Consider the following 25,441-nt stretch of genomic DNA (forward strand, 5'->3'; position numbering starts at 1 on the left):
CGGGGGACGCCGTAAACCCATCCCTGGGGGCTTGGCCGCGGCATCCATGCCGCGGACACCCCCGCAACCGGACCCACCCCGCCTTCGACAGATCTTCGGTGACGGATGGTCTATCCACGCTTTGCGATGGATCAAATCCATCGGAATCGAATATTTCGACAATTGAACGAAGAGCATCCACGCATGGCGTGGATCTACGTGTCGACCAAGGTCGACACCCACCAACAGCAGCGGGAAATTGTCGGAGGCGGGGAGGGGGCAGATGGCGGGGGCGTGAGCGCCATGGATGGCGCGACCGAGCTTACAGGGACGTACTTGCAGCGTCCCCCGCCATCTGCCCCCTCCCCGCCAAACCCGGAATCTGCCATTGCTGTTGCTTCGGCTGTTGCAGTTGTCATTGCCGTTGCCGTTGCTTCTGCGGGTGCAGGGCGCAGCCCTGCCGGCAACACACCCCCTACCAAGGTAGGGCGGCCCACGCGCCAGCGCCGGACTATGCTCGAAGCCATGACTTTGTCTGGGAGGGCTGCGTCATGAACTACGAGGAAACCTACCGCCGTTCGATCGACGAGCCGGAGGCATTCTGGGGCGAGGAAGCCAAGCGCATCCATTGGCACACGCCGCCGCAACAGGTGCTCGACTACAGCAACCCGCCGTTCCGGCGCTGGTTCGTCGGTGGTGAAACCAACCTCTGCTACAACGCCGTCGACCGGCATCTGGCCGACCGCCCGGACCAGCTCGCCCTGGTCGCCATCTCCACCGAAACCAACAGCACCCGCGAAATCACCTATCGCCAGCTGTATCGCGAAGTGAACGACTTCGCCGCCGTGCTGAAGCACCTTGGCGTCGGCCACGGCGACCGCGTGGTGATCTACATGCCGAACATGGCCGAGGCCGTGTTCGCCATGCTTGCCTGTGCACGTATCGGTGCGGTGCACTCGGTGGTGTTCGGTGGCTTCGCTGCGCACAACCTCGCGCTGCGCATCGACGATGCCAAGCCGAAGCTGCTGATCGCTGCCGATGCCGGCATGCGTGGCGGCAAGCTCATTCCGTACAAGGCGATGGTCGATGCCGCCTGCGCCGAAGCCAGCAGTCCGCCGCCGCACGTGCTGATCGTTTCGCGCGGGCTGGACCCGGCCGAGCCACGCATCGAAGGGCGCGACGTCGAGTACGCCACCCTGCGTGCGCAGATCGGGCAGACCGATGTGCCGGTGCAATGGCTGGAATCGAGCGAGCCCAGCTACCTGCTGTATACCTCCGGCACCACCGGCAAGCCGAAGGGCGTGCAGCGCGATGTCGGTGGCTATGCGGTGGCGATGGCGCAGTCGATGCAGACCGTGTTCGACTGCAAGCCGGGACAGGTGATGTTCTCCACCTCCGATGTCGGCTGGGCCGTGGGCCATTCCTACAACGTGTATGGCCCGCTGATCGGCGGCTGCACCTCGCTGCTGTACGAAGGGCTGCCGACCAACCCCGATCCGGGCATCTGGTGGGCGCTGTGCGAGCAGTACAACGTGCGCACGATGTTCTCTTCGCCGACGGCGATCCGCGTGCTGAAGAAGCACGATGCCGACTTCATCCACCGCCACGACCTGGATGCGCTGAAGTATCTGTTCCTGGCCGGCGAGCCGCTGGATGAACCGACCGCACACTGGATCAGCGACGCGCTGGGCAAGCCGATCATCGACAACTACTGGCAGACCGAAACCGGTTGGCCGGCATTGACCCTGCTGCCTGGGCTGGACATGAAGCCGGTGCGGTTCGGCTCGCCCGGGTTCCCCAATCTCGGCTACCGGATGAAGGTGATCGACGAGAACACCGGTGAAGAGGTGGCTGCCGGGCAGAAGGGTGTGCTGGTGATGACGCCGCCGTTGCCGCCGGGCTGCATGAGCACGGTCTGGAATGACGACAGCCGCTTCCTGCAGAGCTACTTCAGCCACTTCAAGGAACTGCTGTACAGCTCGCTGGACTGGGCCATCCGCGATGACGATGGCTATACCTTCATCCTCGGCCGCACCGACGATGTGATCAACGTGGCCGGGCACCGTCTGGGCACGCGTGAGATCGAAGAGGCCATCTCCAGTCACCCGCGCGTGGCCGAGGCAGCGGTGATCGGGGTGAAGGACGAATTGAAGGGGCAGGTGCCGCTGGTGTTCGTCACCCTCAAGCAGGGGCTCGATGGCGAAGACCCGGCCGCAGTGGTGGCCGAGATGATGGCTACGGTGACCACCTCGCTGGGTGCGGTGGCGCGACCGGCGCACATCCATGTGGTCAACGCGCTGCCCAAGACCCGTTCGGGCAAGCTGCTGCGTCGCTCGCTGCAGGCATTGGCCGAGCAGCGCGACCCGGGCGACCTGTCGACGCTGGACGACCCGGGCGCGCTGGAAGAGATCCGCCGCGCGCTGGGACGCTGATCGGGGTGGTAGCGCCGGGCCATGCCCGGCGAGCGCAAAGCGCGGAAAAGCCGCCAGGGATGGCCTGGCGCTACCCAGGCCTGCCAGGACATGCGCTAAGCTCCGCCTGTCATCGACCTGCAACACGCGGCACGCGCCGGGGAACGCGCGTGCCACCCGGGGATGGCGAACAGGGGGGCGTGCCCGCAAGGGCGTGCATGCGTATCGCATCGTGGGAAGGGGGAGCTATGGCACTGCTGCATGCCAAGACGGCCGCTGGCCGCCAGGAAATCGAAGATCGTGCCCGGCGCCTGCCGGCGGCGCTGCGTTCGATCCTGTTGATGGTTGACGGCCAGCGTGATGAAAGCGAACTGCGCGGCTTGTTCGAAGGACTGCGCGCGCCGCCGGATGCGCTGCAGCAGCTGGCGGCACTGGGCCTGATCGAAGTGGTCGGCGGCAGGGCCGAACCTGTGCCGCAGCGCGGGCTGTGCAGCGGCCGCGAGCAGGATCCGGCGCTGTACCAGCAGTTGTACGACGCGATGAGCGATGCCGTGCGCCGCCATCTGGGCCTGAAAGGCTACTTCATGCAGTTGAAGATCGAGCGCTGTACCGACGCGGTCGCCCTGGAAAAACTGTGCCCGGAAATGATCGCCGCGATCGGCAAGGCACGCAGCCCGGCGCTGGCCCAGCGCTGGTGGCAGGAGATCCAGATCTCGATGGCACCGGTCACTGCCGAGGTCGTGCCCGGCTGACGCGCGGGGTAAAGTGGTCCGCTCTTTTTCCGCCCAGGAGCCCCGCATGCAGGACGACACCGATACCCCCGGTTGGGATGCGATCAATGCCGCGCTGGCACCGCTGTACGCCGGCCAGGAGCCGCGTCACTTCGGTACCGCGCTGCCGTACACGCTGGGTGGCCAGGATCCGCTCGACGGCATCAGCGTGTACTGGGCGGAATCACCGGTTCCGCATTGGCACTACGTCACCTACGGTCTGTCAGAGCTGTATGCAAAAGAGAGCAGTGATGCGGCCACCAGTGGCTATGGTTTCGAGCTGACGTTCCGCCTGGCTGCGGACAAGGGGGAGGATGCAGGCAGCACGCCGCCTGCGTGGCCGATGAACCTGCTGCAGAATCTGGCGCGCTATGTATTCAGCAGCGGCAATGTGTTCGAGGATGGCCACCACCTCAACGCCAATGGCCCGATCGCGCTGGAGACCGACACCCGTCTCTGCCATCTGGCATTCGTTGCCGATCCGCAGCTGCCACCGCGCGACACCGCCAATGGACATTTGCAGTTCCTTCAGGTGGTGGGGCTGACCGACGAGGAAATGGACGCGATCAAGCGCTGGTCCACGCGCGGTGTCCTGCAGGTGCTTGAGGAAGCGATGCCGCTGTGGATCACCGATCTGCATCGCGGCAATCTGCTGGACGATCCGGCGCTGGCCGCGCGGGTGGAGGCCGGCAGCGAGCGTGAGGGATCCAGTACCGGCATGTTGTTCATCGAGACGCTGGACTGGCGGCAGACGGCGGGTATCACCACGCTGGTGCTGGGGGCCGGGCAGGTCGGCAGTGTGGGTGAGCTGCTGCCACTGCGCCTGCGCCACGGCAAGGCACTGACGCTGGTCAGCCGCGAACGGCAATGGGAGTTCATGCCGGCCACCGATGGCGCGGTCGCGGTCGAGGACGACAACGTGCGCTGGATACTGGATGAGGCGGCGTTGCAGGCCTGGCATGGCGTGCGGCCGCAACGCGGGACCTACCCGGTGTCGAGTACGTTGCAGGTTGAAGTGGTGCCGACGTTCCTGCGCGATGCGAAGGGCGAAGTGATCCGCGAAATCGGCTGACCGCGCCGATGGCACCGATGGGGTCGGAGCCGCCTGCTGCGCAGACGTATCCGACCCCGGTTCCATCAGGCCAGCCCTTCGGCCTTCAGCACCGCCTGCACGCCCGGATCGGCGTCCATGCGCACCTTGTAGGCGGCCAGGTTGTCCAGGCCCGACAGGTCGACCTTGGTGCCGGCCGCCCAGCGCAGGGTGATGTAGAAGTAGGGATCGGCGAAGCTGCGGAAGCCGGCCAGCCAAGGCTTGTCGGCCAGCTGCCTGTCGGCGGTCTCGAACAGGGCGCGCAGGCGCTTGTGCGCGGCGGCGCGGATCGCGTCGTACTGGCCTTCATCGGCGATGAACTTGCCCGGCGCGAACAGTGGCGAGAACGCCGGGTGCACGTCGGAGTTGACGAAGGCCAGCCAGCGGGTGGCTTCAGCGCGCTGGCGCGGGCTGCCATCGCCGCCGAGACCGGCCTGCGGGTAGCTGTCGGCGATGTAGCCCATGATCGCCGCGTTCTGCACCAGCACGAAGTCGCCATCGACGATCGCCGGTACCGCGCCGGCCGGATTGATCTTGAGGAATTCCGGACCCTTCAGGGTGTCCTTGTTCAGCAGTTCAACCTCGAACGGCTGGCCGGTCCACTGCAGGGCGATGTGGTCGGCGGTGGAACAGGCACCGGGCTTGCTGTACAGCTTCATGGGAACTCCAGGCGGGGTGTGGCGGGAAACCACCACTATCCCAGAGCCCAGCCGCACGCGGCAACGCTGCCACCGGCAACGGATCGTTACGACTGCCGGGGCTTGAGGTTCTGCACTTTGTAGAAGGTGTGATCGCCGATGGTGGCCACCTGGTAGGCGTTGCGCCAGTTCGGGCTGGCGATGGCCAGCGCAGCGAAGTGGCTGGCGCCAGGCACGATCTCGCGGCGCTCGCCGGCTGGCAGCGCCCAGTTGCGCTCGGCGTCGAAGGCCACGTCCATCGCCTCACTCCACGCCGCATCGTTGCCCAGCTGGGTGCCGGGGGAGACGATGGTGGGGGCGAACTGCTTGCGCGCGGTCACCACCTGGCACATCGAGTCGCCCCACAGGCCACTGTCGAGGCGACGCAGGGCGACCTCGGCCACGGCCTGCTGGCCACGCAGGGTCTGGTCGCGGGCTTCCAGGTAAACGGTGGTGCTCAAACACAATGAATCAGCGGCCGGCTGCGGCAGCAACTGCGACAGCCAGAGAATCCAGGCCAGTTTCATATAACTCCTTGCTCCGTGTGGGACGCACCTGGCGGTTCCGGCAGCGCAGGCTGCTGGAGGCGGGGTACGACTTGGCGTCATGGGGAGGCGGCCATCGGGGCTGCCCCGTGGGCGGCCCCAAGAACACGATCGTGGATCGATCGGCGGGGTCCGCACCGGCTCACCGGAAACTGGCTGGTGAGCAGAAAGTCGGCGCAAGGTAGGGGGGCATTGCCGAACGCATCCTGAATCGTCCGGCTTGACATTCAGCTTGGGGACCGGTGACGGAAATCACATTCCGGCCCCCATTCAGGTGCTCATCAGAGCGCGGCGGCGAGCCGGCTGCCCTGATCGATCGCACGTTTTGCATCGAGTTCGGCGGCCACGTCTGCACCACCGATCAGGTGTGGGGCGATGCCTGCAGCCTGCAGTTCGGCCTGCAGCGCGCGCTGCGGTTCCTGGCCGGCACAGATCACCACGTGGTCGACCGGTAGCAGCTGTTCGCTGCCGTCCACGCGGATGCGCAGGCCCGCATCGTCCACGCCCAGGTACTCGACACCACCCAGCATGCGCACGCCCTTGGCCTTCAGCGTGGCGCGGTGGATCCAGCCGGTGGTCTTGCCCAGGCGTGCACCGGGCTTGCCGGCACTGCGCTGCAGCAGCCACAGCCTGCGCGGCGACGCCTCCACGGCCGGGCGGGCCAGTGCACCGCGGGCCTCGAAGGTGGCATCCACGCCCCATTCGGCCATCCAGCGTTGCGGGTCCAGCGATGGCGAGGGGCCGTCATGGGCAAGGAACTCGCCGACATCGAAGCCGATGCCACCGGCGCCGATGATGGCGGCGCTGGCACCCACCTCGACCCGGCCCAGCAGCACGTCCAGGTAGTTGACCACCTTGGCGTGGTCGGCACCGGGGAAGTCGACCTTGCGCGGCAGGATGCCGGTGGCCAGTACGACCTCGTCGAAGCCGGCCAGGCTGGCCGCGTCGGCACGGGTGCCCAGGCGCAGCTGCACGCCGGTCTCGCCCAGCTTGTGGCGGAAGTATCGCAGGGTCTCGTGGAACTCTTCCTTGCCGGGAATGCGCTTGGCCACGTTGAACTGGCCACCAATCTCCTCGCTGGCGTCGAACAGGGTGACCTGGTGGCCGCGTTCGGCAGCGACCGTAGCGCAGGCCAGGCCGGCCGGGCCTGCGCCGACCACGGCCACCCGCTTCGGTGCGGTGGTCGGGGTGTAGACCAGCTCGGTCTCGTGGGCGGCACGCGGGTTGACCAGGCAACTGGCCAGCTTGTTTTCGAACACGTGGTCCAGGCAGGCCTGGTTGCAGGCGATGCAGGTGTTGATGGCCTCGGCGCGGCCGGCGCGGGCCTTGTTCGGCCACTGCGGGTCGGCCAGCAGCGGGCGTGCCAGCGACACCATGTCGGCACCGCCATCGGCGAGGATGCGTTCGGCGACCTCGGGCATGTTGATGCGGTTGGTCGCCACCAGCGGCAACGACACGTGCGGCTTGAGCTTGGCGGTGACCGCGGCGAATGCGCCACGCGGTACCGAGGTGGCAATGGTCGGAATGCGCGCTTCGTGCCAGCCGATGCCTGAGTTGATTATCGTGGCGCCGGCGGCCTCGATGGCCTGGGCCTGCTGCACGATCTCTTCCCAGTTGCTGCCGTCTTCGACCAGGTCGACCAGCGACAGGCGGTAGATGATGATGAAATCCGGGCCGCAGGCTTCGCGGATGCGGCGCACGATCTCCACCGCGAAGCGCATGCGTTGTGCGGCATCACCGCCCCAGCGATCCTTGCGCTTGTTGGTGCGCGGGGCGATGAACTCGTTGATGAGGTAACCCTCCGAGCCCATCACTTCCACGCCGTCGTAGCCGGCTTCGCGGGCCAGCTTCGCGCTGCGTGCATAGTCGGCGATGTGCCGCTCGACGCCGCTGGCCGACAAGGCGCGCGGGGTGAACGGATTGATCGGCGCCTTCAGCTTCGACGGCGCTACCGACAGCGGGTGATAGGCGTAGCGCCCGGCATGCAGCAGCTGCAGGCAGATCTTCGCGCCGTGCTGGTGCGCGGCGGCGGTCAGCTGCCGATGCGGGCGCACTTCCCAAGGCCAGGACAGCTTGCCGCCGAACGGCTTGAGCCAGCCGACCACGTTCGGCGCGAAACCACCGGTGACGATCAGGCCGACGCCACCTTCGGCGCGCTCTGCGAAGTAGGCGGCCAGGCGCGGGAAGTCGCGTGCGCGGTCCTCCAGGCCGGTGTGCATCGAGCCCATCAGCACCCGGTTGCGCAGCTGGGTGAAGCCCAGGTCCAGCGGGGCGAACAGGTGGGGGTAGGCGCTTTCGTTGGCTGGCGACATGTCGATACGCTTGCGTACGGAAGCGCGAAGGGTGCCGCGAAACGGGTCCCGGGGCAAGGGCTGCCTCGCTCGGTGGCGCCGGGCCATGCCCGGCCTACCGGTCAGCTCAGGGCGATTGCGGTTGCCGGCCAGCGGCCGGCACTACCGGTGTGCGGCCGATCCCGAACCAGCCAAGCGTGACCCCGCACAACGGTCCGATCAGCAACGCGAAGGCGAGCGTGCCGACGCCGACATTGCCGCCCAGCCACCAACCCAGCAGCAGCACGCTGCCTTCAATCAGGCTGCGCACCTTCCAGATCGGCCAGCCGGTGCGCGCGTGCAGTCCGGTCATCAGGCCATCGCGCGGGCCAGGGCCGAGCTTGGCGCCGATGTACAGGCCGGTGGCCAGCGCCACCAGCAGCATGCCGGCGCAGAACATCGCCACCTGCCAGCCGAGGCCGACCGCCGGGGGCAGCAGCCACAGTCCGAACTGGGCCGAAGGGCCGATCAGCATCACGTTGAGCACGGTACCGACACCTGGCTTCTGCCGCAGCGGCCACCACAGCAGCAGCACCAGCGCGCCGATCACGTTGGTGGCCAGGCCGAACGACAACGGGGTCTGTGCAGCAATGCCCTGCGAAAGCACGTCCCACGGCGCGACACCGATGGCGGCGCGGATCATCAGCGAGGCGCCGAAGCCGTAGAGGAACAGGCCGATGATCAGTTGCAGCAGGCGCAGGGGCAGGGCGGTGGGCATGACAGGCTCGGGGGGGAGGGAAATCTGTTTCCACCCTATCCCCGAAACAGGTCATTCAATAGATACAGATGCCGGCCAATCCACTGTGACAGCTGTGGGTGGTGAATCAGTCGTCCCAGCCGGCCAGCGCCAGCTTGCCGATGGTGCGGCCGCCGGCCAGACGTTGATGAGCGACGTCCAGGTTGGCCGCATTGATCGGGCCCAGCACTTCGCTCAGCGTGCCGCGCAACTGGCCCGCGTCGATCATGCTGGCGGCGCGGTTGAGGATGCGGTGCTGTTCGATGCGGTCGGCGGTGGCAAAGCGCGCGCGGGCGAACATGAATTCCCAATGGATGCCGATGCACTTGGCCTTGTAGGGATCGCCGATGCGCAGCGGGCCGCGGGGTTCCACGATCAGGCCTACATGTCCCTGTGGTGCCAGCAGCTGGCCCAGTTCGTCCCAGTAGTGATCGGTGTCGGCCAGGTTGAGTGCCACCTGCACTTCGTCGACGCCAAGCGCCTGCAGCTGCGGCAACAGGGGCTGGCGATGGTCGATGACATGCTGGGCGCCCATCCGCCGGCACCAGTCGATCGAGGCTTCACGCGAGGCGGTGGCAATGACCTCAAACCCCGCGTGGTGGGCCAGCTGGATCGCCATCGAGCCGACGCCGCCGGCGCCACCGATCACCAGCAGGCGCTGGCCGGCGTGGCGGCGATCATCAAGCTGCAGGGGCATGCGCTGGAACAGCAGTTCCCAGGCAGTAAGGGTGGTCAGCGGCAGTGCGGCCGCTTCGGCGAAATCGAGGGTGGTCGGTTTGCGTGCCACCAGCCGCTCATCCACCAGCTGATACTGCGCATTGCAGCCAGGGCGGGTGACATCTCCTGCGTAGTACACCTCGTCACCGGAGGCGAACAGGCTGGCCTCCTCGCCCATCGCTTCGACCACCCCTGCCGCGTCCCAGCCGAGAATGCGCGGGGTATCCAGCGACGCGGCCGGCGTGGCTGCACGCAGCTTCCCGTCGACAGGATTGACGGAAAGTGCTTCGACACGGATCAGCAGGTCACGGCCACGCGGCGGCTGCGGCGGTGGCAGCACCAGATCGCGCAGGGCAGGGGCGGAGTCACGGCACAGGGCGACGGCTTTCATTGCAGCTCCAGCTCGGTTCCTGTCTGCATCATAAGGTTCCTCACCTCGATGGGCGCGCGCTGAACCGCTTTGGGATAACCCGCGCCAAATCTGACGCATCTGGCCGTTAAACCCTTCCAAACCCTTGTGGTGCGTGGGTCTTGCGGATTTTCATCATCCTGTATAGGGTTTCAACGTCGGACCGGTGGCCGGTCGTGCGCGGCGCTTCACATGTTACGGGACTGTTAACATGACCTTCACCCGCCTGAGCATAATGTTCGCGGCGGTGGCGTGCTGAATCGGCTGTCTGAACATCGACGCAGTAGTGCTGGCCCATGCCTCTACCGGTTTCATACCCCCGAAATAGGAGCTGTACTCAATGAACAAGAAGATCCTTACTGCCGCGCTGCTGGGCGGTCTGGCTTTCGCCCAGGCTGCGTCGGCGCAGGAGTTCGATGACCGCTGGTACCTGACCGGTTCGGCCGGCTTCAACTTCCAGGACAACGACCGCCTGACCAACGACGCTCCGTTCGTGACCCTGGGTCTGGGCAAGTTCATCAGCCCGAACTGGTCGCTGGATGGTGAGCTGAACTACCAGAACCCGAACTTCGACGCCAACCAGGACAAGAACTGGTCGCAGTACGGCGTGTCGTTCGATCTGCGTCGCCACTTCATCAAGGAAGGCCGCGGCTGGAACCCCTACATCGTGGGCGGCCTGGGCTACCAGAAGTCGGAAGAAGAGTACAACCCGATCGCCGGTGGCCTGGCTGACCGCAAGGACGGCAACCTGGCTGCCAAGCTCGGCGTCGGCCTGCAGACCACCTTCGACAAGCGCGTTGCTGTCCGCGCCGAAGTGGCGTACCGCGCTGACTTCGACGACCAGAGCATCGCCGCGCGCGACGAAAGCTGGTTCGGCGACGTGCTGGCTTCGGTCGGCGTCGTGATCCCGCTGGGCCCGGCCCCGGTGGCTGCTGCTCCGGCTCCGGCTCCGGTTGCCCCGAGCTGCGCCGACCTGGATGACGACGGTGACGGCGTCAACAACTGCGACGACAAGTGCCCGAACTCGCAGCCGGGTCAGACCATCGGTCCGGACGGTTGCCCGGTGCCGGTCTCGATCGACCTGAAGGGCGTGAACTTCGACTTCGACAAGTCGAACCTGCGTCCGGACGCTGTGGCCATCCTGAGCGAAGCCACCGAGATCCTGAAGCGTTACCCGGATCTGCGCGTTGAAGTTGCCGGTCACACCGACTCGAAGGGTACCGACGCTTACAACCAGAAGCTGTCGGAGCGTCGTGCTACCGCGGTGTACAACTACCTGACCAAGAACGGCGTCGACGCTGGCCGTCTGGCCGGTCCGATCGGCTACGGCGAGAGCCGTCCGATTGCGCCGAACACCAACCCGGATGGTTCGGACAATCCGGAAGGTCGCGCCAAGAACCGTCGTACCGAGCTGAACGTCCAGAACTAAGTTCTGACGCTCTGCCAGTAAGACACAGCAGGACCCGGCTTCGGCCGGGTCTTGTTGTTTGTGCGGTCCGCAATGATGAATCAGCGCTGGAATGGTGACCGTTCGTCGGCAATTTGCTTATGAAACCAATGAGTTGGCGTATTCATTGAAAGTGGCGCTTGAAAGATGACGCGGCATTGCTAAACTCGCCGCGTCACTTCCTTTCGTGGATGCCCTCATGCTGCGCTCTGCATCGGCTGCCGTTCTGGCGCTGGCCCTGGTTCCTGCTGCTCACGCTGCGGTCGATTGCTCGGTCAACACCAGCGCCTCGCCGCTGCCGTTGCCGGCCACGGCCGTCGCCCCGGTGGCCGACGAGCTGTACATCCGCAGCAGCCAGCTGGGCATGTCCAGCGGCGTGCTGGGCAGCAGCTACGATCCGTCGCAGTCGCTGGACCAGGTGCTGCAGCGCTTGCGCATCGATGGCTGCCAGAACATCGCCAAGGCGATTCCGAGCGCGCCGGCGGTGAAGCCGAATGATCCGGCCGCGTACAAGCCGCAGACCGAGTTCGACAACACGCCGTGGCGCTTCGACATGAGCCAGAACGGCAAGCGCATGACCGCCGAAGAGTTCGACGCCTGGATGAAGGCGCGCGGCGTACGCGTGGTCAAGGCGCGTCCGGTTCCGGCAGCCACCCCGGCCGCAGCCGAAGTGCCGGCTGAGACCAAGCCGGTCGACAAGAAGTAAGCGCGGCGGGGAGCAGAGGCTTGCGCACGCGCCGCCCACCTGCCGCCCCCGCTGCCCGCTCCCACGCGGCGCGTGGGCGTGCGAATCCCGCTGCGGTTTCCGCTGGCGTGCGCCATGGCCTGGCGCGCGTGCTGTCCAAGGCGGGTGTGTGCTCGCGCAGCGAGGCCGCGCGCTGGATCGCCGATGGCCGCGTTCGTGTCGCCGGGCGCATCGTCCGTGATCCGGAATTCCCGATTGCCAGCCCGGCGCCACCGATCGAGGTCGACGGCCAGCCGATGGGCGCACCGCAACGTCTGTACCTGATGCTCAACAAACCGCGCGGGGTGGTCACCACCGTGCAGGATGAGCGTGGCCGCGACACCGTGTACCGCTGCTTCGATGGTGCCGGCCTGCCGTGGATCGCGCCGGTCGGTCGCCTGGACAAGGCCAGTGAAGGCCTGTTGCTGTTCAGCAATGATCCGCAGTGGGCTGCGCGCCTGACTGATCCGCAGACCGGCCCGCACAAGACCTACCACGTGCAGGTGGATCGCCTGCCCGACGAGGACACCCTGGCCGCGCTGCGCGCCGGTGTCGAAGACGAGGGCGAGTTCCTGCTTGCCCTGGCCGTGCGCGTGCTGCGCAGCGGCGACAAGACCGCCTGGCTGGAGGTGGTCCTCGACGAGGGCCGCAACCGCCATATCCGTCGCCTGCTGGCGGCCTTCGACCTGCAGGTGCTGCGCCTGGTCCGCGTTGCGATCGGAGAGCTCACGCTCGGCGATCTCGGCAAGGGCCAGTGGCGGGCGCTGGAGGTCAGCGACCAGCAGCGGCTGGGGGCCGCTGCACCGGGCTGAGTGATGCCCACGGCCGGCGCTTGCCGGCCACCGTTCCAGGCGTAGGGGGCGCCTGGTTGTCGAATGTCCAGAACGGAGCCTGCCATGTATCACCCGACCCTCAAGCAAACCCTGCGCTGCGCCAGCCTGTTGTTGCCGATCGTGCTGTTGACGGCCTGCGGCGGCCACAAGAAGGCGGCCAAGGCCGATCGCCCGGCCGAAACCCCGGTGGTTGAAGTAAAGACCCCGGAGCTGGATGGCCGCGGCAGCTATCGCTTCATGATGAGCAACGGCGACCAGAAGATGACCGCCGACCAGTTCGATGCCTGGATGAAAGCCAATGGCATCCGCGTTGCCAAGGGCAACGGGCAGGACGCTGTGGCCAAGCCGGTGGTGGTCGCCAGCAAGGACGAGCCCAAGGACAAGAAGAAAAAGAAGAAATAAGGCCTGGCAGGTGCCGACCTTGGTCGGCACGTCCTGATGGGTAGCGCCGGGCCGTGCCCGGCGAGCGCATGGCGCGGCTATCGGGAAACCGCCGGGCATGGCCCGGCGTTATCCGTGGGTGATCAGCCCTTGATCACGCCCAGCTCGACACCGATGCGGGTGAATGCATCGATCGCGCGGTCCAGGTGCTCGCGGCTGTGCGCGGCGCTGATCTGGGTGCGGATGCGGGCCTGGCCCTTGGGCACCACCGGGAAGAAGAAGCCGATCGCATAGATGCCTTCTTCCAGCAGCCGCTCGGCGAATTTCTGCGCCAGCGGTGCGTCGTACAGCATCACCGGGCTGATCGGATGCACGCCGGGCTTCACGTCAAAGCCGGCAGCGGTCATCTTCTCGCGGAAGTAGGTGGTGTTGGCGGCCAGGGTGCTGCGCAGGTCATCGGCCGCGGCCAGCATCTCGAACGCCTTGATGCCGGCGGCGACCACGTGCGGCGGCAGCGAGTTGGAGAACAGGTACGGGCGCGAGCGCTGGCGCAGCAGCTCGATCACTTCGGCGCTGGCGCAGGTGAAGCCACCCAGTGCGCCGCCCATGGCCTTGCCCAGGGTGCCGGTGATGATGTCGATCTTCTCCAGCACGCCCTTGACCTCGGCCGAGCCGCGGCCTGTCGCGCCGAGGAAGCCGGTGGCATGGCATTCGTCGATGTGCACCAGCGCGTTGTACTTCTTCGCCAGCGCGGTGATCTCGTCCAGCGGCGCGATGAAGCCGTCCATCGAGAACACGCCGTCGGTGGTGATCAGCTTGGTCTTGCAGCCGGCCGCATCGGCGGCCTGCAGCTGCGCTTCCAGGTCAGCCATGTCGCAGTTGGCGTAGCGGAAGCGCTTGGCCTTGCACAGGCGCACGCCGTCGATGATCGAGGCATGGTTCAGTGCATCGGAAATGATCGCGTCGTTCTCGCCCAGCAGCGGTTCGAACAGGCCGCCGTTGGCGTCGAAGCAGGCCGCGTACAGGATGGTGTCCTGCTTGCCGAAGAAGTCGGCGATCTGTTTCTCCAACTGCTTGTGCAGGTCCTGGGTGCCGCAGATGAAGCGCACCGATGCCATGCCGAAACCGTGGCTGTCCAGCGCGTCCTTCGCGGCCTGGATCAGGTCAGGATGGTCGGCCAGGCCGAGATAGTTGTTGGCACAGAAGTTCAGCACCTTGCGGCCGTCCTCCAGGGTGATCTCGGCGGACTGCGGGCTGGTGATGATCCGCTCGGACTTGAACAGGCCCTGGGCGCGGATGGCGTCCAGTTCCTCAGCATAGTGGCGGGTCAGGGCGGAGGAGTCGGTCATGGCGTGGGCACGGCTCAGCACGGGGAAACCGCTGATTCTACCGGGCATCGACGGCTGCGGACCGGGCCGGATGGGGCACCGCCATGGCCGGCACATGTTGCATCGCAATAGCAAACGGGTTAAAAATTCGTGAACCGGGGCTGTCTGGCTCCGGTTGCTGCGCCCGCTGCAGATCCCCGCCTTCCACGCCACCGACCCCACCGGAGACGCTCATGAAGCACGCCCGTGCCTGCCTCGCCATTGCCGCCGCCCTGACCCTCGCGCCGTTCGCCGCCAGCGCCCAGGACAACGAATCTCCGTACAGCTGGAACGTCACCGCCGTCTCGGACTACCTGTTCCGTGGTGTGTCGCAGACCGATGAGGATCCGACCCTGCAGGCCGGCTTCACCTACACCAGCCCGGTTGGCCTGTATGCCGGTGTCTGGGGTTCGGGCGTGGACTTCGGTCCGGGCGATCCGAATACCGAGGTCGACTACCTTATCGGCTACGGCGTGGACGTGACCGAGCGCGTCAACTTCGACGTGCTGTTGAACCGTTACACCTACCTCAAGGCCAGCCACCAGAACTACAACGAGCTGATCACCACCACCACGCTGGACGACACCTACAAGCTGACGGTGGCCTACAGCAACGATGTGTGGAACAGCAGCACCGACGGCTGGTACTTCGGCCTGGGTGGCAGCTGGGGCCTGCCGAAGGACTTCACGCTCAACGCCAACGTCGGCCGCAGCACCTTCGAGGACGGTATCGCCAAGGACTACACCGACTGGAACGTCGGCGTCGCCCGCCAGTTCGGCCTGTTCAATGTCGGCCTGGGTTACTACGGCACCGATGGCAACGGCCGCGACAACTCCGGCAAGCTGGCCCACAGCCGGGTGATGCTGAGCGTGGCCGTAGGCAAGTAACGCCGCAGGCGTTACGGTAGGTGCCTGGCTTGCCTGGCACGCTTCACGAAAAAGGCGCCCAATGGGCGCCTTTTTCGATTCCGCAGCGTTCTTGATTCCATCTGGGGGAGAGCCCCCTTGTTGTTCAAGGGGGCGCGCCGACGGCGCGGGGATAAGGAAACCTGCGGGGGAATTGACCCGAAGGGTCAATTCCAGCTGAGGACCACCTTGCCGGCCTTGCCTTCTTCCATCAGGTCGAAGCCCTTCTGGAAGTCGTCGATCGGCAGCTGGTGGGTCATCACCTTGCCGAGCGGGAAGCCGGACAGCACCAGCTGGGTCATCTTGTACCAGGTCTCGTACATCTTGCGGCCGTAGATGCCCTGCACGGTCAGGCCCTTGAAGATGATCTTGTCCCAGTCGCAGCCGGCACCCTTGGGCATGATGCCGAGCATGGCGATCTTGCCGCCGTGGTACATGCAGTCCAGCATGTCGTTGAACGCGCGCGGGTTGCCGCTCATTTCCAGGCCCACGTCGAAGCCCTCCATGTGCAGTTCCTTCATCACGTCCTTCAGCGACGTGTTGGCGACGTTGACCACGCGGGTGGCGCCCATGTCGGCGGCCAGCTTCAGGCGGAAGTCGTTGACGTCGGTCACCACCACGTTGCGTGCACCGATGTGCTTGCAGATGCCCGCCGCGATGATGCCGATCGGGCCGGCGCCGGTGATCAGCACGTCTTCGCCGATGACGTTGAATTCCAGCGCGCAGTGAGCGGCATTGCCGTACGGGTCGAAGAAGGCGGCCAGCTCGGAGGGGATCTGGTCGGGGATCGGCCACAGGTTGCTGGCCGGCATCACCATGTATTCGGCGAACGCACCGTTGACGTTGACGCCGATGCCGACGGTGTTCGGGCACAGGTGCGGACGACCGCCGCGGCAGTTGCGGCAGTGACCGCAGACGATGTGGCCTTCGGCCGACACGCGCTGGCCGATCTCGTAGCCGGTCACCCCCGGGCCGATCTCTGCGATGCGGCCGACGAACTCATGGCCGATGGTCAGGCCCGGCTTGATCGTGCGCTGGCTCCATTCGTCCCACAGGTAGATATGCAGGTCGGTGCCGCAGATCGCGGTCTTTTCCAGCTTGATCAGGACCTGGTTGGGGCCCGGGGTCGGCACCGGAACCTCTTCCATCCAGATGCCCTTGGCCGCTTCGCGCTTGACCAGGGCCTTCATCGTTTGCTGCGCCATCGGGGTGGAACTCATCAGGGGGAAAGCGCGGATTATAGGGCGCCACGCGGAATTCCCATGCTGCGCTGCGGGCGCAGCGGTGGAACGAAAGCTGTGTACAGGCGGGCGTTTCGAACAGCGCCACTGCGTTCGCCGGGCATGGCCCGGCGCTACCGGCAAATCGTGCGGGTAGCGCCGGGCCATGCCCGGCGGGCCGGGGGCCATGACTTCCGGGGTTCGGGCCGGGGCAGGGCGGCGGGCTACAATCGAGGGTTCCACTACCAGGGGCCGCTCCATGCGCTCGAACCTGCTTGCATTCTCCGTCGTCGCCAGCCTTGGGCTGGTCCAGGTCGCCCATGCCGCTGAGGGCATGTGGGTGCCGCAGCAGCTGCCGGAAATCGCCGGCCCGCTGCAGAAGGCCGGCCTCAAGCTGTCCCCGGAACAGCTGGCCAACCTGACCGGCGACCCGATGGGCGCGGTGGTCGCGCTGGGCGGCTGCACCGCCAGCTTCGTCTCCCCGCAGGGCCTGGTGGTCACCAACCACCACTGTGCCTATGGTGCGATCCAGCTGAACTCGACCGCACAGAAGAACCTGATCAAGGACGGCTTCAACGCGCCCAAGCTCAGCGATGAACTGAGTGCCGGCCCGAACGCCCGCGTGTTCGTGCTCGACCAGATCACCGACGTCACCGCCCAGGCCAAGGCGGCCATCGCCGGCGCCGGCAAGGACCCGCTGGCCCGCAGCCGTGCGCTGGACGCTTTCGACAAGGCCCAGGTCGCCGCGTGTGAAGCCGATGCCGGCTTCCGCTGCCGCCTGTATTCGTTCTCCGGCGGCAACACCTACCGCCTGTTCCGCAACCTGGAAATCAAGGACGTGCGCCTGGTCTATGCACCTCCGGGCAGCGTCGGCAAGTTCGGCGGTGACGTCGACAACTGGATGTGGCCGCGCCACACCGGTGATTTTTCGTTCTACCGTGCCTACGTCGGCAAGGATGGCAAGCCGGCCGCGTTCTCGGCCGACAACGTGCCCTACCAGCCCAAGCACTTCCTGAAGTTCGCCGATACGCCGCTGGGCGCCGACGACTTCGTGATGGTGGCCGGCTACCCGGGCCGCACCAACCGCTACGCGCTGGCCGGCGAGTTCAACGAGACCGCCAGCTTCACCTACCCGACCATCGCCCGCCACTACAACGCGGTGCTGAAGATGATCGCCGACGCCGGCAAGGCCGACGCCGACGTCAAGGTGAAGTACGCCGCCACTGCGGCCAGCATGAACAACGTGGCCAAGAACTACCTGGGCCAGCTGGAAGGCTTCAAGCGCATCGATGCCGCCGGCCAGAAGCAGGCCGAAGAAGCGGCGGTGCTGGCCTGGCTGAAGAAGCAGGGCGCTGCCGGCAAGCCGGCACTGGCTGCACACGCGCAGCTGCTGCAGCACCTGGATACCAGCAAGTCGACGCGCGAGCGCGACCTGTTCGTCGGCCAGTTCAACAACACCTCTGCAGTGGGCGCGGCGATCACCCTGTACCGCCTGTCGATCGAGCGCAGCAAGCCCGACGCCGAGCGCGAAGCGGGTTACCAGGACCGCGACCTGACCACCATCGAGGGCAGCCTGAAGCAGATGGATCGCCGCTACGTGGCGAAGATGGACCAGCAGCTGCAGACCTACTGGCTGGACCAGTACGTGGCCCTGCCAGCCGCCCAGCGCGACAACGAGGTGCTGAACACGTGGTTGGCCGGCAGCGATGCCACTGCGGTGAAGTCGCTGGTGACCAAGCTGGGCGGCACCGGACTGGGCAGCCTGGACAACCGCCTGAAGTGGTTCAAGGCCGATCGCGCTGCGTTTGAAGCCAGCAATGATCCGGCCATCCAGTACGCGGTGGCCGTCATGCCGGCGCTGCTGAAGCAGGAAGAGCAGAAGAAGATCCGCGAGGGCGAATCGCTGACCGCTCGTCCGCTCTACCTGCAGGCCGTGGCCGACTACAAGAAGAGCCAGGGCGAGTTCGTCTATCCCGATGCCAACCTGTCGCTGCGCATCACCTTCGGCAACGTGATGGGCTATGGCAAGGACGGCGTGAAGTACACCCCATTCACCACCCTGGAAGGTGTGGCGGCGAAGGAAACCGGTGAGGATCCATTCGACTCGCCGAAGGCCCTGCTCGATGCGGTCAAGGCCAAGCGTTACGGCGGTCTGGAAGACAAGCGGATCGGTTCGGTACCGGTGAACTTCCTGTCCAACCTGGACATCACCGGCGGCAACTCCGGTTCGCCGGTGCTCGATGCCAACGGCAAGCTGGTCGGCCTGGCCTTCGACGGCAACTGGGAATCGGTCAGTTCCAACTGGGTGTTCGACCCGGTGATGACCCGCATGATCGCCGTCGACAGCCGCTACATGCAGTGGATCATGCAGGAAGTGGCGCCGGCGCCGCAGCTGCTGAAGGAACTGAACCTGGCGAAATAAACCGGTTGCGGTAGTGCCGGCCGCTGGCCGGCAACCTCGACCAGATAGCCGGAGTTTCTGAAACCCCGCGACGTCTGTCGCGGGGTTTTTTTATGCCCCGACCGGCCGGGTCCGCCGAACAGGTATCATCCCTGTTCCGCGCACTTCACAGGATGTGAACAATGCGCCGGAACTCCTCCCCCAAGGACCCCTTGTTCGCATGCGCATCCTGCTTGCCCGTCACGGCGAAACGCCGTGGAACGCCGAAGGCCGCTACCAGGGCCAGATCGACATCCCGCTTTCGCCCATCGGTGAGGCCCAGGCCCAGGCGCTTGGCGCCCGCCTGGCTTCGGTGGACATCACCCGCGCGGTGGCCTCGCCGCTGTCACGCGCCCAACGCACCGCGCAACTGGCCCTGGGTGCTGCACGCGCCGACATGCTGCTGACCGAGCCGGAGCTGCAGGAAATCGCCCACGGTGAGTGGGAAGGCCTGCTGGCCAGCGAAATCAACGAAAAAGACCCGTCGCGCCTGCAGGCGTGGCGCAATGAACCGGACACCGTGCTGATGCCCGGTGGCGAATCGCTGCGCCTGGTGCTGGAGCGCAGCTGGCGCGGCCTGGCCCGAGCCGCCGAAGGCCTTGGCGAACACGACACCCTGCTGGTGGTCGCCCACGATGCAGTCAACCGGGTGATCCTGTGCAAGGTGCTGGGCCTGCCGTTGTCGCGGCTGTGGACCTTCCGCCAGGCACCGACCACGCTCAACCTGCTTGAAGGCGCCGACCTGGACAGCCTGGAAGTGGTGCGCCTGAACGACTGCGCCCACCACACGCCGTTCTTCGGTGAAGCCAAGCACCGCGCACTCTGAATCTTCTGCCCTGAACCACCTGCACCTGTTGGAAGCCTTGCCGTGAAGAACACCCCGACCACTCTGGCCGAATGGCTGGACTACATTGAACGCCAGCATCCAGCCAGCATCGACATGGGACTGGAGCGCGTGCGCACCGTGGCCACCGCGATGGGCCTGGGCACGCCGGCCAGGCACACCATCGTGGTCGGTGGTACCAACGGCAAGGGTTCCACCGTCGCCTTCATCGAGGCCATCGCGCGTGCGGCGGGCTGGAAGGTCGGCGCGTACACCTCGCCGCACCTGCTGCGCTACAACGAGCGCGTGCGCATCGATGGCCAGGATGTCGATGACGCCGCACTGGTGGCCGCGTTCAACACGGTCGAGGCAGCGCGCGGTGATGTGACGCTGACCTACTTCGAGTACGGAACGCTGGCCGCGCTGCAGTTGTTTGCCGATGCCGATCTTGATCTGGCCGTGCTGGAAGTGGGCCTCGGTGGCCGCCTGGATGCGGTCAACATCGTCGACGCCGACGTGGCGGTGATCACCACCGTGGACATCGATCACGCCGAATGGCTGGGCGAGGACCGCGAGGCCATCGGTGCCGAGAAGGCCGGCATCATCCGCGGCTGGAAGCCGGTGATCCTGGGCGAGACCGATCCGCCGTCGAGCGTGCTGGCGCGCGCCTACCTGGTGGGTGCCAATGCGATCCGCGGCGGCAGCGACTATTTCTACGAACCGATCGACGCGCAGCGTTGGCGCTGGCGCGATGTCGGCACCCGCCTGGAGCTGCCGACGCCGACGCTGGCCGGGCCGATCCAGCTGGCCAACGCCGGTGCGGCGATCGCGGCGCTGCGCGCGCTGGACCGGCCGGTGCCGCGCGCGGCATGGGCCGCAGGCGTGGCAGCGGCGCGCATCGCCGGGCGCCTGCAGGCGTTCGAGCGCGATGGCGTGCAGGTTCGCGTCGATGTCGGCCACAACCCGCAGGCAGCCGGTCAGCTGGCCCGCGCGCTGAAGGCCGAAGCATCGCCCGGGCGCACCCTGGCGGTGTACGCCGCGCTGCAGGACAAGGACGCCGTGGGCGTGGTGCAGGCCCTGCAGGAGGTGGTGAGCGATTGGACCCTGGCCGGGCTCGATGGCGCGCGTGGGCAGAGTGCGGCGGGACTGCAGGCACGGCTGGCAGATACGGCGGCAGCCACTGCGCCGCTGGCCGGCACGGTCGAACAGGCGATGGCGCAGGTGCTGGCCCGCGCCGAGCACGGCGACCGGGTGCTGGTATTCGGTTCCTTCCATACCGCCGCCGCTGCGCTGCAATGGCTGCAGGCCCACGCCTGACCGCCGTTCAGCCATTACCGACGCCGTGCGGTCGCGCACCCGTATAATCGACCGCAACGTCCAGCCTGCCGCCTGCCCTACGTGGATACGCCCCTGAAACAGCGTCTGATTGGTGCCATCGTCCTGGTGGCCTTGGCCGTCATTTTCCTGCCGATGCTCGTCAAGGGCCCGGCCCCGGACAGCGGTGTCGCTTCTGTGCCGATCGCCGCGCCCGATGCGCCGGCCGATGGCCAGTTTGAAACCCGTGAACTGCCGCTGGTCGCACCGGCCGGTGGCGCCACCGGGTTGCAGAGTGGCCAGGCCCGTCCTGTCGAGGAGGCTGCCGCCCCGGCGGCACCGCCGACCGTGGACACTTCGCCAGCCGTCGCCGCCGGTAACTATGCGGTGACGTTCGGCGCCTACGGCAGCCAAGCCGACGCCGATGCGGTGATCGCCTACCTCAAGCGTTCGCAGCTTCCGGGCTTCATCGAGACCGCATCGATCAACGGTCGCCCGGCCTGGCGCGTTCGCGTTGGGCCGTATGCCGACCGTGCCCAGGCCGAAGCGGCCCGGCTGCAGGCGGTGAAGGTGCGTGCCGACGTGAAGGCAGAAGTCATCACGCTCGATGCGAAGCCCTCGACCAGCGCACCGGTGGCAAGCACGCCGACGCCCGCGCCGAGCGCCAGTACTCCCGTCGCGGCGGCCACGCCGTCGGCGACCGGCAACCCGGTGCGCAGTGAAAGCCTGCCGCCGAGTACGCCGACCGCAGCAGCGCCGCCGGCCGCCAAGCCGGAGCCGGTCAAGCCGGTGGCCAAGCCGGAACCGAAGCCCGAGCCCAAGCCGGAAGCGACCGCCAGCAAGCCGGCCACGCCGCCGACCACGCCGGCCGCACCGGCCGCCAGCGGAGTGGGTTTTGCCGTACAGCTCGGCGCCTTCGGCCAGGCCAACGATGCCAACGCCCTGCGCGACAAGGTGCGCGCGGCAGGCTTCAGCGCCTTCGTCGAGCAGGTGCGTACCGAAAAGGGCAGCCTGCACCGCGTCCGTGTCGGGCCGGTCGCCAACCGCGCCGATGCTGAACAGTTGAAGGCGCAGGTCGCCGCCAAGGTCGGCGTGGCCGGCATGGTGCGACCGCACCCATGACCTGTACGCAGCCCCGTTGCCAGCGCCGCCGAAGGAGCGGGGCGCCATGATCGACGTGGTGCTGCTGATCGTGATCGCCGCCTCCACCCTGCTTGGGTTGCTGCGCGGCTTCGTGGGCATCGTCATCGGCACCGTATCGTGGCTGGTGGCCGCCTGGGCGGCCTTCGCCTTCGGCAATGACGCCGCACGCTGGTGGGCCGCACCGGCTGCGCCCGGCGGCGAGCATTTCATCGGCGGCTACCTCAGCGTCGGCATCGGCGTGATGGTCGTGGTCGCCGTGATCGGCATGGTCATCAAGGCCATCGTCCACCGCAACATGCTGGGCAGCCTGGACCGCCTGCTGGGCGGGGTCCTCGGTGCCGTGCGTGGCGGGCTGATCGCGGCCGTGCTGCTGTTGCTGGCCGGCTTCACCCCGCTTACCGCCGAACCCTCCTGGCGCGGCTCGGCGCTGCGCCCGGTGCTGAACCCGGCCGTGGCCTGGATGAACAGCAAGCTGCCGCAGTGGCAGGTGCCGGGCACCGACCTGCTGCCCAAGGCCTTGCCGATGGACGCGCTGTCCCCATCTGCGTTGATGGAGCTGGGCAAGAGCGCCGGCGCCGGAGTGGGCAAGCCGGGGGCGACAGGCGATAATGGCGTACTCGGTCAGATAGTGGCGGGCAGCGGATGGCTGCGGCCTGCGAAGGCGGAACAGGGCGAGGCATACGATCCGGCCGAAGTGCGCCCGGACGCCCCAGCACTACCGGGCAGCATCGAGCCGGACGACCCGGCCAATGTCGACCGCAGACGCGGCGACAACTCTGGCCAGGCACGGCCACCTTCCTTGTAACTGGGCACAGCCCAGCGGAGACCTCGCATCATGTGTGGCATCGTCGGAATCGTCGGCAACCAGAACGTCGCCGGGCAGTTGTATGACGGCTTGACCGTCCTCCAGCATCGCGGCCAGGACGCGGCGGGCATCGCCACCGTCAACGGCAGCCGCCTGCGGGTGCAGAAGGCCACCGGCCTGGTCCGCGATGTCTTCGATGCACGCACCATGTCCACCCTGGAAGGCAGCGTCGGCATCGCCCACGTGCGTTATCCGACCGCCGGTTCGGAAGGCATGGACGAGGCACAGCCGTTCTACGTCAATTCGCCGTACGGCATCGCGCTGGCCCACAACGGCAACCTGATCAACACCGAGGACCTGCGCCAGCAGGTGTTCGAGCAGGACCGCCGCAACGTCAATACCGATTCGGACAGCGAAGTGCTGTTGAACGTGTTCGCCTACGAACTGGAACAGCAGCGCCAGCTCAGCCCGGAAGCCGCCATCCGCGCGGTTGCCGGCGTACACCGCCGCTGCAAGGGCGGCTATGCGGTGGTCAGCGTGGTGCTGGGCCTGGGCCTGGTCGCTTTCCGCGATCCGCATGGCATCCGCCCGCTGGTGCTGGGCAAGCGCAGCCATGCCGAGGGTGACGAATACATTGTTGCCTCCGAGTCGGCCGCGCTGGACGTGCTGGGCTTCCAGCGCGTGCGCGACGTGCAGCCGGGCGAAGCACTGGTGATCACCGCGCGCGGCGAGTTGTTCTCGGAAATCTGCGCCGAGCCGGCCGAACACACCCCGTGCATCTTCGAGTACGTGTATTTCGCACGCCCCGATTCGATGATCGACAACGTGTCGGTGCACAAGGCGCGCATGCGCATGGGCATCAAGCTGGGCGAGAAGATCCTGCGCCTGCGCCCGGACCACGACATCGACACCATCATCCCGATCCCGGACACCTCGCGCGATGCCGCGCTGGAGATCTCCAACGTGCTCGGGGTGAAGTACCGCGAAGGCTTCATCAAGAACCGTTACATCGGCCGCACGTTCATCATGCCGGGCCAGGGCGAACGGGTGAAGTCGGTGCGCCGCAAGCTCAACCCGATCCACCTGGAATTCCGCAACCGCGTGGTGCTGCTGGTGGACGACTCGATCGTGCGCGGCACCACCAGCCAGCAGATCGTGCAGATGGCGCGTGACGCCGGCGCACGCAAGGTCTACCTGGCCAGCGCCGCTCCGCCGGTGCGTTACCCCAACATCTACGGCATCGACATGCCGGCTGCTGAAGAGCTGGTCGCGCACAACCGCAGCATCGAGGAAATCGAAGCGCACCTGGGCTGCGACTGGCTGATCTACCAGGACATCGAAGACATGGAAGCGGCGGTGAGCGAAGGCAATCCGGCGCTGCGCAACTTCGATTCCTCGTGCTTCAACGGCCATTACCCGACGGGCATCGAGCCGGGCTACTTCGAACGCATCCAGCAGCTGCGTTCGGACGACGCCAAGCACAAGCGCCGCGCCTGAGGTCCATGCGGTGATCGACGTGCCTGACGTCGGCGGCAATCTGCTGCGCGCCGCGCAGCAGTGCTTGGCCGAAGCCGATCCGCTGCGCAAGGTCGCACTGACCCAGGCCTACGCTGCCGCGTTCCGCGCGGGCCGCTTGAACGTACCGGCCGATGCACCGCCGGCCGATCCGATCCGCATGCCGGGCCGGCCGCCGCAGCTGGTGATGGTGCATCCGCGTGAAGTGCCCCGGCGCGGCCTGGGCGGGGTGGAAGGGCGTGCGGCGTTCATCCATGCCATCGCCCATATCGAGCTCAATGCGATCGACCTGGCCTGGGACGCGGTGTACCGCTTCCGCGGTCTTCCGGCTGCGTTCCATGCCGACTGGGTGAGCTGCGCCGACGACGAATCGCGCCACTTCATGCTGCTGCGCGAGCGTCTGCTGGCACATGGCCATGAGTACGCCGATTTCCCTGCGCACAACGGCCTGTGGGAAATGTGCGAGAAGACCGCGCACGACGGCCTGGCGCGGATGGCGCTGGTGCCGCGCGTGCTGGAAGCGCGCGGGCTGGACGTGACCCCGGGCATGATCGACAAGCTGCGCAACGTCGGCGATGGCGAAACCGCCGACGTGCTGGAGGTGATCCTGCGCGAGGAGGTTGCACATGTTGCCGCCGGATCGCGCTGGTTCCGCTGGTACTGCGAGCGCGCCGGCGTCGAGCCACGAGCGCGTTTCAAGGAACTGCTGGTCGAGTATGCCGGTGGCTACCTGCACGGGCCGTTCAACATCGAGGCACGCCTGCTGGCCGGGTTCGATGCGGATGAGCTCGCCAACCTGGTCGAACAGGCGGGTTGAAGGAAAAGGGGACGGAGGGAATCAAGTCGTTTGTGCCACAAAC

22 protein-coding genes are annotated in these 25,441 nt (G+C 66.7%); 15 read left to right on the forward strand and 7 right to left on the reverse strand.

Annotated elements, in window-relative coordinates:
• The first annotated feature begins 530 nt into the window (after positions 1 to 530).
• The 3 genes from prpE (at position 531) to M2299_RS14385 (ending at position 4,232) form a co-directional block, all read left to right on the forward strand.
• Entirely contained in the window at positions 531 to 2,411 is a 1,881-nt protein-coding gene (prpE, locus tag M2299_RS14375; protein WP_099841971.1) for a propionate--CoA ligase, read from the forward strand.
• A 227-nt stretch (positions 2,412 to 2,638) separates the two neighbouring features.
• Positions 2,639 to 3,142 (forward strand): hypothetical protein, encoded by a 504-nt coding sequence (locus M2299_RS14380; protein WP_025878083.1) that lies wholly within the window; start codon positions 2,639 to 2,641, stop codon positions 3,140 to 3,142.
• A 46-nt stretch (positions 3,143 to 3,188) separates the two neighbouring features.
• A complete protein-coding gene (locus M2299_RS14385) occupies positions 3,189 to 4,232 on the forward strand; it encodes a suppressor of fused domain protein (RefSeq protein ID WP_100435859.1) in 1,044 nt (347 codons plus the stop codon).
• A 65-nt stretch (positions 4,233 to 4,297) separates the two neighbouring features.
• Here the strand turns inward: M2299_RS14385 and M2299_RS14390 are convergent, their stop codons facing one another.
• The 5 genes from M2299_RS14390 to M2299_RS14410 form a co-directional block, all read right to left on the reverse strand.
• On the reverse strand, positions 4,298 to 4,909 hold the full coding sequence (locus tag M2299_RS14390; protein ID WP_280884569.1) for a glutathione S-transferase N-terminal domain-containing protein: 612 nt from the start codon (positions 4,907 to 4,909) through the stop codon (positions 4,298 to 4,300).
• Positions 4,910 to 4,995: 86 nt separating this feature from the next.
• Positions 4,996 to 5,454 carry a cell wall hydrolase gene (locus M2299_RS14395; protein ID WP_025878087.1) on the reverse strand — a complete coding sequence of 153 codons (459 nt, stop codon included), beginning with the start codon at positions 5,452 to 5,454 and terminating at the stop codon, positions 4,996 to 4,998.
• A 299-nt stretch (positions 5,455 to 5,753) separates the two neighbouring features.
• On the reverse strand, positions 5,754 to 7,784 hold the full coding sequence (locus tag M2299_RS14400; RefSeq protein ID WP_280884570.1) for an NADPH-dependent 2,4-dienoyl-CoA reductase: 2,031 nt from the start codon (positions 7,782 to 7,784) through the stop codon (positions 5,754 to 5,756).
• A gap of 106 nt (positions 7,785 to 7,890) precedes the next feature.
• Positions 7,891 to 8,520, reverse strand: a complete 630-nt coding sequence (locus M2299_RS14405) for a hypothetical protein (protein WP_100435861.1) — start codon at positions 8,518 to 8,520, stop codon at positions 7,891 to 7,893.
• A gap of 106 nt (positions 8,521 to 8,626) precedes the next feature.
• Positions 8,627 to 9,646, reverse strand: coding sequence for a zinc-binding alcohol dehydrogenase family protein (locus tag M2299_RS14410; protein WP_280884571.1), 1,020 nt, complete (start codon positions 9,644 to 9,646; stop codon positions 8,627 to 8,629).
• Positions 9,647 to 10,004: 358 nt separating this feature from the next.
• Here M2299_RS14410 and M2299_RS14415 point away from each other — a divergent pair, with 358 nt between their 5' ends.
• The 4 genes from M2299_RS14415 (at position 10,005) to M2299_RS14430 (ending at position 13,070) form a co-directional block, all read left to right on the forward strand.
• Positions 10,005 to 11,093, forward strand: a complete 1,089-nt coding sequence (locus tag M2299_RS14415; RefSeq protein ID WP_032977421.1) for an OmpA family protein — start codon at positions 10,005 to 10,007, stop codon at positions 11,091 to 11,093.
• Between the two features lie 217 nt (positions 11,094 to 11,310).
• Positions 11,311 to 11,817, forward strand: coding sequence for a hypothetical protein (locus M2299_RS14420; protein WP_025878093.1), 507 nt, complete (start codon positions 11,311 to 11,313; stop codon positions 11,815 to 11,817).
• Positions 11,818 to 11,837: 20 nt separating this feature from the next.
• The gene (locus M2299_RS14425) at positions 11,838 to 12,647 is read left to right on the forward strand and encodes a pseudouridine synthase (protein WP_207759515.1); all 810 of its coding nucleotides are present in this window, start codon (positions 11,838 to 11,840) and stop codon (positions 12,645 to 12,647) included.
• Between the two features lie 84 nt (positions 12,648 to 12,731).
• Positions 12,732 to 13,070 carry a hypothetical protein gene (locus M2299_RS14430; RefSeq protein ID WP_080149947.1) on the forward strand — a complete coding sequence of 113 codons (339 nt, stop codon included), beginning with the start codon at positions 12,732 to 12,734 and terminating at the stop codon, positions 13,068 to 13,070.
• Between the two features lie 122 nt (positions 13,071 to 13,192).
• On the opposite strand, the gene kbl is transcribed toward M2299_RS14430, so the two are convergent.
• Positions 13,193 to 14,398, reverse strand: coding sequence for a glycine C-acetyltransferase (gene kbl, locus M2299_RS14435; protein ID WP_059066100.1), 1,206 nt, complete (start codon positions 14,396 to 14,398; stop codon positions 13,193 to 13,195).
• 212 nt (positions 14,399 to 14,610) lie between these two features.
• On the opposite strand from kbl, the gene M2299_RS14440 reads away from it, so the two are divergent.
• Complete coding sequence (locus tag M2299_RS14440) at positions 14,611 to 15,303, forward strand: TorF family putative porin (RefSeq protein WP_025878097.1); 693 nt, start codon at positions 14,611 to 14,613, stop codon at positions 15,301 to 15,303.
• A 185-nt stretch (positions 15,304 to 15,488) separates the two neighbouring features.
• Here the strand turns inward: M2299_RS14440 and tdh are convergent, their stop codons facing one another.
• Positions 15,489 to 16,511 carry an L-threonine 3-dehydrogenase gene (tdh, locus tag M2299_RS14445; RefSeq protein WP_032952044.1) on the reverse strand — a complete coding sequence of 341 codons (1,023 nt, stop codon included), beginning with the start codon at positions 16,509 to 16,511 and terminating at the stop codon, positions 15,489 to 15,491.
• A 289-nt stretch (positions 16,512 to 16,800) separates the two neighbouring features.
• Between tdh and M2299_RS14450 the strand changes: the two genes are divergently transcribed.
• The 7 genes from M2299_RS14450 to M2299_RS14480 all read left to right on the forward strand — a co-directional run bounded on the left by M2299_RS14450 (position 16,801) and on the right by M2299_RS14480 (position 25,398).
• Complete coding sequence (locus M2299_RS14450) at positions 16,801 to 18,963, forward strand: S46 family peptidase (protein WP_025878099.1); 2,163 nt, start codon at positions 16,801 to 16,803, stop codon at positions 18,961 to 18,963.
• Positions 18,964 to 19,162: 199 nt separating this feature from the next.
• Positions 19,163 to 19,807 (forward strand): histidine phosphatase family protein, encoded by a 645-nt coding sequence (locus tag M2299_RS14455; protein WP_025878100.1) that lies wholly within the window; start codon positions 19,163 to 19,165, stop codon positions 19,805 to 19,807.
• A gap of 42 nt (positions 19,808 to 19,849) precedes the next feature.
• Positions 19,850 to 21,121: a bifunctional tetrahydrofolate synthase/dihydrofolate synthase gene (folC, locus tag M2299_RS14460; RefSeq protein ID WP_280884572.1), complete on the forward strand. Its 1,272-nt coding sequence runs from the start codon at positions 19,850 to 19,852 to the stop codon at positions 21,119 to 21,121.
• Between the two features lie 81 nt (positions 21,122 to 21,202).
• Positions 21,203 to 22,240 carry an SPOR domain-containing protein gene (locus M2299_RS14465; protein ID WP_280884573.1) on the forward strand — a complete coding sequence of 346 codons (1,038 nt, stop codon included), beginning with the start codon at positions 21,203 to 21,205 and terminating at the stop codon, positions 22,238 to 22,240.
• 46 nt (positions 22,241 to 22,286) lie between these two features.
• Complete coding sequence (locus M2299_RS14470; protein WP_025878103.1) at positions 22,287 to 23,066, forward strand: CvpA family protein; 780 nt, start codon at positions 22,287 to 22,289, stop codon at positions 23,064 to 23,066.
• Between the two features lie 30 nt (positions 23,067 to 23,096).
• Positions 23,097 to 24,563 (forward strand): amidophosphoribosyltransferase, encoded by a 1,467-nt coding sequence (gene purF / locus M2299_RS14475; protein ID WP_025878104.1) that lies wholly within the window; start codon positions 23,097 to 23,099, stop codon positions 24,561 to 24,563.
• Positions 24,564 to 24,573: 10 nt separating this feature from the next.
• Positions 24,574 to 25,398 (forward strand): ferritin-like domain-containing protein, encoded by an 825-nt coding sequence (locus M2299_RS14480; RefSeq protein WP_032977403.1) that lies wholly within the window; start codon positions 24,574 to 24,576, stop codon positions 25,396 to 25,398.
• Positions 25,399 to 25,441: the final 43 nt, after the last annotated feature.

This window comes from Stenotrophomonas sp. 1278 (assembly GCF_029892765.1).
GTDB lineage: Bacteria > Pseudomonadota > Gammaproteobacteria > Xanthomonadales > Xanthomonadaceae > Stenotrophomonas > Stenotrophomonas indicatrix.

What these genes read in the sequence shown, in the direction of transcription:
- prpE (WP_099841971.1), top strand. Translation starts at nt 531, where the DNA reads ATGAACTACGAGGAAACCTACCGCCGTTCGATCGACGAGCCGGAGGCA.
- M2299_RS14380 (WP_025878083.1), top strand. Translation starts at nt 2,639, where the DNA reads ATGGCACTGCTGCATGCCAAGACGGCCGCTGGCCGCCAGGAAATCGAA.
- M2299_RS14385 (WP_100435859.1), top strand. Translation starts at nt 3,189, where the DNA reads ATGCAGGACGACACCGATACCCCCGGTTGGGATGCGATCAATGCCGCG.
- M2299_RS14390 (WP_280884569.1), bottom strand. Translation starts at nt 4,909, where the DNA reads ATGAAGCTGTACAGCAAGCCCGGTGCCTGTTCCACCGCCGACCACATC.
- M2299_RS14395 (WP_025878087.1), bottom strand. Translation starts at nt 5,454, where the DNA reads ATGAAACTGGCCTGGATTCTCTGGCTGTCGCAGTTGCTGCCGCAGCCG.
- M2299_RS14400 (WP_280884570.1), bottom strand. Translation starts at nt 7,784, where the DNA reads ATGTCGCCAGCCAACGAAAGCGCCTACCCCCACCTGTTCGCCCCGCTG.
- M2299_RS14405 (WP_100435861.1), bottom strand. Translation starts at nt 8,520, where the DNA reads ATGCCCACCGCCCTGCCCCTGCGCCTGCTGCAACTGATCATCGGCCTG.
- M2299_RS14410 (WP_280884571.1), bottom strand. Translation starts at nt 9,646, where the DNA reads ATGAAAGCCGTCGCCCTGTGCCGTGACTCCGCCCCTGCCCTGCGCGAT.
- M2299_RS14415 (WP_032977421.1), top strand. Translation starts at nt 10,005, where the DNA reads ATGAACAAGAAGATCCTTACTGCCGCGCTGCTGGGCGGTCTGGCTTTC.
- M2299_RS14420 (WP_025878093.1), top strand. Translation starts at nt 11,311, where the DNA reads ATGCTGCGCTCTGCATCGGCTGCCGTTCTGGCGCTGGCCCTGGTTCCT.
- M2299_RS14430 (WP_080149947.1), top strand. Translation starts at nt 12,732, where the DNA reads ATGTATCACCCGACCCTCAAGCAAACCCTGCGCTGCGCCAGCCTGTTG.
- kbl (WP_059066100.1), bottom strand. Translation starts at nt 14,398, where the DNA reads ATGACCGACTCCTCCGCCCTGACCCGCCACTATGCTGAGGAACTGGAC.
- M2299_RS14440 (WP_025878097.1), top strand. Translation starts at nt 14,611, where the DNA reads ATGAAGCACGCCCGTGCCTGCCTCGCCATTGCCGCCGCCCTGACCCTC.
- tdh (WP_032952044.1), bottom strand. Translation starts at nt 16,511, where the DNA reads ATGAAGGCCCTGGTCAAGCGCGAAGCGGCCAAGGGCATCTGGATGGAA.
- M2299_RS14450 (WP_025878099.1), top strand. Translation starts at nt 16,801, where the DNA reads ATGCGCTCGAACCTGCTTGCATTCTCCGTCGTCGCCAGCCTTGGGCTG.
- M2299_RS14455 (WP_025878100.1), top strand. Translation starts at nt 19,163, where the DNA reads ATGCGCATCCTGCTTGCCCGTCACGGCGAAACGCCGTGGAACGCCGAA.
- M2299_RS14470 (WP_025878103.1), top strand. Translation starts at nt 22,287, where the DNA reads ATGATCGACGTGGTGCTGCTGATCGTGATCGCCGCCTCCACCCTGCTT.
- purF (WP_025878104.1), top strand. Translation starts at nt 23,097, where the DNA reads ATGTGTGGCATCGTCGGAATCGTCGGCAACCAGAACGTCGCCGGGCAG.